The sequence below is a fragment of the Candidatus Zixiibacteriota bacterium genome (assembly GCA_014728145.1).
Taxonomy (GTDB): domain Bacteria; phylum Zixibacteria; class MSB-5A5; order JAABVY01; family JAABVY01; genus WJMC01.
Genome location: WJMC01000212.1, coordinates 1 through 8,403 on the forward strand (window position 1 = coordinate 1; position 8,403 = coordinate 8,403).

Sequence of the window (8,403 nt, forward strand, 5' to 3'; positions counted from 1 at the left end):
AACCTGGATCGCAACTGGGCCAGGAGGATGTTCAATATAGATCACGGCGTGTTCATTTCCGAGGTCCTCAGCGGATCTCCGGCCTGGCGGGCGGGTATCCGCGAGGGAGATATCCTGCTGAAGTTCGAGGGCTTCAGGATCATGAACACGACCCAGCTCAAAAACCTCATCAATGGTATGTCGCCCGAAAGCGAAGTAGAGGCTTCGCTTTTGCGCGCCGGCAAGATCGTTAAAGTGGAAATAGTCCTGGGGGCTTCAACAGTTACCGGCCAGAACTACAACAATCAATCTTATTCATCTCCGCCAGCGCGCGACAGCCTGCGAAGTAACAGGCCACGCTGACCGCTCTCGGTCTGCGATCTTCATTATACTCTGATCTTTTTAAACAACTTGTTGTTATTTAATGTATTGATAGTTGACAAATAAAATATATTTCGGATATATTACATCTTATGATTTAACAGGGTGACAGGGAATTTTAAACAAAATGGGTATGTGTCTATGTCCGAAACCAATCGCTATTTGATAAAGATCTCCGCCTGTCTGGCCGCGGCAAAGTTCAGACTGCTCAAACAGTTAATCAGCGAAGCGCTCGAAAATCGGGTGCCCCCGCAGAAAATTTATGAAGCCCTTTTGCAGGCTTATCTGTTTCTGGGATACCCCAAGGCCATTGAGGGTTTAAAGATATTGAGGGAGATCTGTGATAAGGACCAGAACTTCTCCCGTATCAACTTCTCGTTTCGGTACTGGTCGGAATGGAAGATTCGCGGTCGGGTGTTGTGCGAGAAAGTCTATGGCTCCAATTATCAAAAGCTGATGAACCGGATGAATGAAATCTCGCCCGAGATGGCGGAATGGATGATTGTCGAGGGTTACGGCAAAGTACTGGCACGCGGTGTCCTGCCCGGGGTGGTACGCGAACTCTGTTCGGTGGCGATTCTTCTGGTCAACTCGGATATCAACCAGCTTCATTCGCATATGCGCGGTGCCAAGAACCTCGGCGCTACCCGCGATGAAATCACCGAGGCGATGCAACTGGCGGCCGATTACTGCTCCAAGCAGAAACTGAACCGGGTCCAGAAACTGTTTAACATGATGTATAAAGAATGAGTGTATTGCAGAATTTTAAGACCCCGATAAGGGTCTTGGCCGCATTTTTACTTTTTGTCCTGCTGATCTATATTCTGATTACCCAGACTTCCCTCCCGGAGAAGCTTATCAATAAATATTTCCAGGCAATGCTGGGAAAAGATATAGGGCTGAAACTATCCATCGGAGACCTGGGCGGCTCCGTGATTTCTGATTTGACGTTCGATGATGTCTTCGTGGAGTATGAAATCGGCAGTACCATTTATCAGCTGGCTTTCATAGATTATATGAAAATAGAGTATTCACTCACTGATATATGGCGCAAGGAGTGGGTGATCCGAAAATTGCTTATCGACACGCTTGAGGCCAGCCTGCACGATGAAGCAGTAAGGCAGATAGCGGAAAGCACCGGGGGGGAGAGCGGTAAAGACAAAGGCGGTATCTCGTTCAATATTCGCCAGGTAGAATTACGCCATGGTTCTCTCAGGGAGTTACAGAGTGACAAGGATTACTACATCCAGAATCTCGATTTGTATTTAGGACTGGCGCGAAGAAATGATTCCATTGTGGTAGATATCGACACTGCAAGGGCGATATTCCCGCGTTTCGGGATGGAGCTCGACAGCCTGAAAGGTAAATACTCATATATTGACAACAGGCTTTTTGCCGACTCCGCTTTTATCTCCGCTCTTAATTCCAGGCTGTTTTTCGATGCTTCGCTTAAGGACTTCGATTCACTCAAATTCGATATGCTTGTGCATCGATCCAGCCTCGATCTGACCCGTATCGGCGCAGTCTTCGATGTTGATCTCGAGGGCAGTCTGAATGTGGACGGCGATCTTCATGGGCATAAGAAAAAAGTATCGGCCAACCTCATGCTCAATGGTGACCTGTTCGGCAAGCGATTCAAGGATATGCGCACCCAGATGGTCTACCATGACAGCAAATTGTATCTTGATCGCATCCGCGGTGGGGCGATAAATTCGAGCTTCGAGGGCAGTGGTATGCTTGACTTTGGAAACTCACCGAACCTGTACAGCTTCACCGGAAGAATGGAAAAATTCAATCTCAACAGCCTGGTTGAGAACTCATTCGAGACTTCCTTCAGTGGAAACCTAATTTTGGATGGACGCAGTTTTTCGTCCGATGATATGTCTTTGCAGGTCCGCATGAATCTGCAGGAAGGGTATTTCGATACATACCAGTTTGATTCAGCTTCTGGTGCGATCCAGATTTTTTATGATTCGCTCTTTTTCAGTAAGCCGCTGCACGTTTACTACGATAACGCCGACCTGACGGCCCGGGGCAAAATCGAATATTCGGGTCAAATTGATATCAGCGGGCAGGGCGAAATACCTGACATCAGGTTTCTGTCAAAGATGGTCAGCCTCCCGCAAATCGAGGGGAGCGGTAAGGGCTCATTCAGTTTTAACGGGCCTGTTGCTGATCCCGCCCTGAATGCTGACTTCAGCTCTGATTCTGTCACCGCGCTGGGATTTAAATCGGACAGCCTGGCTTTAAAACTCAGGTTATCCCGTTTTGCCAGCGCGCTCGAGGGCAGTCTGGAGATAATCGGGGGAAGCTATCATTTTGACCGCTTCGAGGGAGACTCCCTCTATACCGATGTGGTCTTTGATTCAAACCGTATAATCTTCGATACGTTAAACCTGTTTTCCCAGCGCGTCAACCTGCAGTCGCGCATGACCATGGAGTTTTCTGACAGCCTGACACAGATTACAGCCCCGGTGTTGAAACTGACAGTCGATACTTTCACTATCTCTGCTGAAAACCCGATCAGGTTCAGTATGGCGGATACGACCTGGAGCATCGACAACTTCGAGCTTCGTTCAGAAAACGGTTCGCTTTCGGCGCAGGGAAATTATTACGGTCCGGACAGCCTCGCCTTCAGCCTGACCTGCGACACTGTTAACCTTACGCCGGTGTTCGATTTCTATCTGCCCAGGCAGGGACTGGCGGGAACCGGGCGTTTCGAGGCCAGCCTCAAAGGCTCAATTTCTGCACCTCGATTCGACTTGAAAGGAGCGATCGATTCCGTTCGTTTCCAGGAACAGTATTACGGTCTGATGGACTTCGACATAGATTACAGCGATTCGACTTTGCATATCACAAGGCTCACTCTTGTAAGCGGTGAGAATTCGTCCTCGTTTTCCGGTACGATCCCGATCAACCTGGCATTTGAAGAAGTCGAAGAACGTATCATCGTTGATAGAGATATTAATATAGATATGGATGCTACCTCCACTCCTCTGTTCTTACTTCCAGTGGTTTTACCCGATGTCGAATGGGTTGAGGGTGAAAACAAGCTCGACATGATGCTCACCGGTCAGCCAAACAACCCCGAATTTTCGGGCAGTTTCAGGCTTCGCGACGGCCGGGTCAAGTTCTTCTATTTGCAGAATGTACTTGAAAAAGTCGATGCCGATGTCACGTTCTCAGGCCGTCAGTTGATTCTGGATTCGATTATCACCCGTGCAAAGACTGGCGGTCGAGCTGGATATGCAAGATTGACAGGAACTATTTCCCTCGAGCACCTCATGAAACCGGAACTTGATATCGAACTGGATGCCGGTAATTTCCCGTTTAAATATGACCTCGGCGATATCTCGGGTGAGATTGACGAGGCTTACCTGACGATCGAGGGCCAGGATACGATTTCAGTCCGGGGTGATGTTAAACTGCTCTCGTTTCGCTATGCCGAACCGCTTCAACCGGCGATCGAGGCAGAAGCTATTGCCGCCGCCGATACAGCCAATAAGTTAAACTACCATATTAACCTTACCGCACCCTCGAACTTGAAAGTAGTAAACAACGATTTTGACCTCGAGCTGGGCGGTGAATTGCGTATCTTCCGGGAAGGCGGTTCGATGAACTTCCTGGGCACGATGGAAACCATTCGGGGTAAATATTTTCTATTCAACCAGTCATTTACAGTCCTGCCGGGAGGAGAGATACGGTTCAACGATATCGATGAATTCAACCCGGAATTCCATATTCGTGTCGAAACCCGTATGACAGCGCAGGGTGAACGGCTGCGCGCCCAGTTTTTACTGACTGGCACATTGCGCGAACCACAACTGACAGCCACAGAAAATTCCGAAGTAGGCGACAACCAGTTTTTTGAATACATGTCATTTATGAGTACTGTCTCTGGCGGAGACACGACCAGCTCTCCGTTTACTGACAGGCTTCGACTGGGTGCTTCGGAGATGGCATTAAATAAAGTATCGCAGTATTTTGCCCGTAAAATCGGTGTCGAAACCCTGGAGATAAATCCATATTATGACGGCAGTGAACTGGACCTGGAATCATCTGAACTAAGAATCGGTTTTTATACCACCCCCAATTTGTATGTCTATGGTTCTACTCAGCTGGATTTTCGAGGCGCGGGTGAAGTTGGTTTTGAGTACCGATTCTCGAGGCATTTCTTTTTATCGGGGCAACGGGATGATCAGGACTTATATCATTTGAACATGAACCTGAACTGGGAGTTTTAGTGCGATTTCGTTTTGCGTGCATACTCACGTTAGTGCTTCTGGTATCGTATTTATCGGGCCTGCAAGCCTATGACCCCAAAGCACGCTGGTTATCGAAGAAGCCGATTGTGCAAAAGATAAATGTACACGGAAACGAGTATATACAAACCGGGCGCATCAAAGAAGAAATTGCGACCCAGGAGCAGGGCTTCTGGCAGAATATCGGCCTCAAGTCCAAAAATCGTCTGCGCAAGGACAGCCGAAATCTCGACGGCGCGGCTGTTAATTATCTGTATCGATCCCATGGTTACCTCGATGTCCAATACGAATTCGATTACAGCGTCGGTCAGGACAGCACCGCCATAGTTGATATATTTGTTGATGAGGGAGAACAGTATTATATTGACAGTATCGTGCTACCCGAAAATCTGGGCCGTAAAAAACAGCGAATTGAAAAATTAACTGACCAGCTCGATTCCGGAGATATCTACAATCCGTACAAAATCGACGCAGTCTCCGAAGCGATCAAGGGTGTCTACGCCAACCAGGGGCATCCCTACGCGAAGATCGATTTTGATCCTCGTGCGCGCGAGGGCGACAAATATCATCGCATAATAGTATTCTCAATCGACCCTGGTCCCCTGACGATCTTCGGTAAAATTCGTGTGGACAGCCTCAATCATACCAGCTCTCGAGTGGTCAAACGAGAATTGACCTTCAGGCCGGGAGACCTGTACAGCCGAAAGAAACTGATCGACAGCCGTCAGAGAATCTACTCCACCGGCCTGTTCACGTATGTCGATTTCAAAACGGATTCTCCGGAGGATTCGGTCGACACTTCACCTCGACTGGTGATCACCTGCAATGAAAAACAACCTCGTTTTGTGAGGATCAAAACCGGCGCGGCACAGGATACTATCTATGATCTCGTCTGGGACCTGGCATTTGAGGGCGGGAGCAGGAATATCGGCGGGATGGGGCGTAAATTCAGATTCAATCCGTCGATGACTTTCCAGGTCGTTTCGGGATGGCGTATCGTCGATGAGCAGTTCGGCTTTCACTACACTGAACCCTGGCCGTTTGGGCTCAGGATGCCACTTTCCTTTTCCTTTGTCTGGGAGCCTCGCCTTAGACGGTCTGAACAGAATTACAAGATAGAGACATTCAGGATATCGCTCAGCACAGCCCGTGAGACCGGACGACATACCCGTATCCGCAACGGTTTCGATTTTGAGAAGATAGATATTACCGGGGTCGCCGAAGATGATCTGGATGACTTCAAGCGAGACCAGGACATTACCGAAAGCCGCTCGGTATGGTTCGTGCTCGAACGTGATTCCCGCTTGAATATCTTCGTTCCCACGCAGGGATCGGTAACCCGTTTGGTAGCCCAGTTCTACGGCAAGATATTGGGAGGTGACAAGAATTTTTACAAGCTGGTGGGTGAATGGTCCAGGTACCAGCGTCTCGACCGCTGGGACATCTACGCCTTCAGGATTAAAAGTGGCTATGCCCGCAGTATGCTCGCAAGCGACTATATCCCGGTGATAGACCGGTTTTACCTGGGGGGCGCAAATTCTATTCGTGGTTATAAAGAGAACGCAGTCGGTCCCAAGGCTGAAAATGGAGATCCGACCGGGGGTAAATTCTATATTATTACTAATCACGAGATCCGCAGGCATATCATAGGTAAATTCTGGGCTTCCCTGTTTCTGGATGTCGGGCAGAATTTCGAGGATATCGACGCTTTCCGGTTTGAAAACCTGCTGGCGTCCGTGGGAATCGGTGTTCAGTACGTAACACCATTGGGACCACTCCGGCTCGATTACGGGCAGAGAATTGCCTGGAAGCGGGTCAACGGCGGCGGACGTTTTCATATAACGATTTTGTATGCCTTCTGAGGTGAACCTGAATGGAGACAGTTTATGTATAATGACCGTAATAAACCGATGATCGGCGTCACTATGGCGCTGGCGATGGAGGATCATCAGCCGGAAATCTACCCGGCCTACCGCTTTGAATTTCTTAAACAGCAGTACTATGAAGAAATAGAAAATCTGGAGGCGGTAATTCTACCTTTGCCGAACTCGATTCACACCAGCAACTCAGGATACTATATCGATTTGATCGACGGCCTGTTGCTGATCGGTGGTGAGGATGTCGGACCGGGACTCTATGGTGAGAAACCGTCGGAAAATATCCAGCAGGTAAGCCCCCGGCGTGATAATTTTGAACGCGAGATGATAATCCAGGCGGTCACCAGAAAGATCCCGATTCTGGGGATCTGCCGAGGTCATCAGGTTGTCAATGCTGTATTCGGGGGCTCTTTGTACCAGGATCTCAGCGAACGGGATGAAGAAACTTGGGACCACAGGCAGACACCGCAGAAGGATTTTAGCAACCGTCATAAAATCATGATCGAGGCTGATTCACATCTGGCTGAAATTCTGGGGCAGACAGAGATCGAAGTCAACAGCGGTCATCACCAGATAGTCAGGCGGATCCCCGAAGGATTGCGCGCGGTGGCGCGCACCGCTGATGGTGTGGTTGAAGCGATGGAAGGAACGGATGACAATTATCTCCTGACCGTGCAATGGCATCCGGAAGTCGAACCTGTGGATGAATTCAGCCACAAGCTGTTCCAGGATTTCGTGAAAGAAACGGTTAAATATAAAGGATCTAAATAGTTGCGGATTTGTCGCGAACAAAACTTTACAATTATTGTTCTTTTTTTATATTAAGGGCTTGGATAAAATCAACTTCTAATAGAGGTAGTGGTGTAATGCAGATATCAACAAAAGGCAGGTACGGTTTGAGAGCGGTTCTTGAGCTCGCTCGTCATGAACCCGACAAACCGGTTTCAACCAAAGAAATCTCGAACGCACAGAAAGTCACTGTTCCGTATCTGGAGCAGTTGTTTTTCAAATTGAAGAACAAGGGTTTGGTCAAATCGGTCAGGGGCGCCCAGGGCGGATATTATCTGGCTCGCAAGCCGGAAGATATCTCGGTCGGTGAAATCATCGAATGTCTCGACGGCGCGATTGAAATCACGGACTGCGAACATTCCGACGACCCGAATTCTTCCTGTATCGGTCCGGAAAACTGCCGTGCGGTTGGATTCTGGAACAGTATGAAAAAGATGATCAATGATAAACTCTATAACACCAGCCTTGCCGATATCATAAATTCAGACGGCTCTGAAAAGGCGATGGGGATGTCGTATGGCGAAGAGAATATATCTCGATCATAACAGCACTACACCGGTCGATCCACGCGTGATCGAGGCCATGTTGCCGTATTACCGCGAGTGCTGGGGCAACGCCTCCAGCCTGCATCAATTTGGCCGTCAGGCCAAGGCCGGACTGGAAGAATCCAGGGAAACCATCGCGAAAGTCTTCAACTGCTCACCAGATGAAATCTATTTTACATCCGGTGGAACTGAATCCGACAATTTCGCGATCAAGGGTACCGCCTATGAGTACAGCGACAAGGGTAAACACCTGATTACCTCGAAAATCGAGCACCCGGCGGTATTGGAATCTTTTGAATTTTTGGAAGAGCAGGGTTACGAGACGACTTATCTTTCGGTCGATAACCACGGTTTTGTCGATCCCGATGACCTGAAAAAGGCGATACGTCCGGATACAATCCTGGTTTCAATCATGTATGCCAACAATGAGGTCGGATCGGTTCAGCCCATCAAAGACCTGGCCTCGATTTGCAAGCAGAAGGGTGTGATATTTCATACCGATGCTGTTCAGGCGGCGGGTAAAATCCCGATCGATCTCGCTTCCGAACCTATCGATTTGATGTCGACTTC

7 protein-coding genes are annotated in these 8,403 nt (G+C 48.8%); all 7 read left to right on the forward strand.

Annotated features, from left to right (window positions below; genetic code table 11):
* On the forward strand, window positions 1–342 hold a 342-nt coding region (locus GF404_12020), incomplete at its 5' end, for a PDZ domain-containing protein (GenBank protein ID MBD3382908.1).
* Between the two features lie 159 nt (window positions 343–501).
* On the forward strand, window positions 502–1,110 hold the full coding sequence (locus tag GF404_12025; GenBank protein MBD3382909.1) for a hypothetical protein: 609 nt from the start codon (window positions 502–504) through the stop codon (window positions 1,108–1,110).
* Window positions 1,107–4,604 carry a hypothetical protein gene (locus GF404_12030; protein ID MBD3382910.1) on the forward strand — a complete coding sequence of 1,166 codons (3,498 nt, stop codon included), beginning with the start codon at window positions 1,107–1,109 and terminating at the stop codon, window positions 4,602–4,604. Before GF404_12025 ends, GF404_12030 begins: the two co-directional genes overlap by 4 nt.
* Complete coding sequence (locus tag GF404_12035) at window positions 4,604–6,484, forward strand: BamA/TamA family outer membrane protein (protein ID MBD3382911.1); 1,881 nt, start codon at window positions 4,604–4,606, stop codon at window positions 6,482–6,484. The genes GF404_12030 and GF404_12035 overlap by 1 nt, the downstream gene beginning before the upstream one ends.
* A gap of 24 nt (window positions 6,485–6,508) precedes the next feature.
* Window positions 6,509–7,270, forward strand: a complete 762-nt coding sequence (locus GF404_12040) for a gamma-glutamyl-gamma-aminobutyrate hydrolase family protein (protein MBD3382912.1) — start codon at window positions 6,509–6,511, stop codon at window positions 7,268–7,270.
* 95 nt (window positions 7,271–7,365) lie between these two features.
* Window positions 7,366–7,833, forward strand: a complete 468-nt coding sequence (locus GF404_12045) for an Rrf2 family transcriptional regulator (GenBank protein MBD3382913.1) — start codon at window positions 7,366–7,368, stop codon at window positions 7,831–7,833.
* Window positions 7,805–8,403, forward strand: a 599-nt coding sequence (locus GF404_12050; protein ID MBD3382914.1) for an aminotransferase class V-fold PLP-dependent enzyme, incomplete at its 3' end; no start/stop codon positions are given. The genes GF404_12045 and GF404_12050, both read left to right, overlap by 29 nt.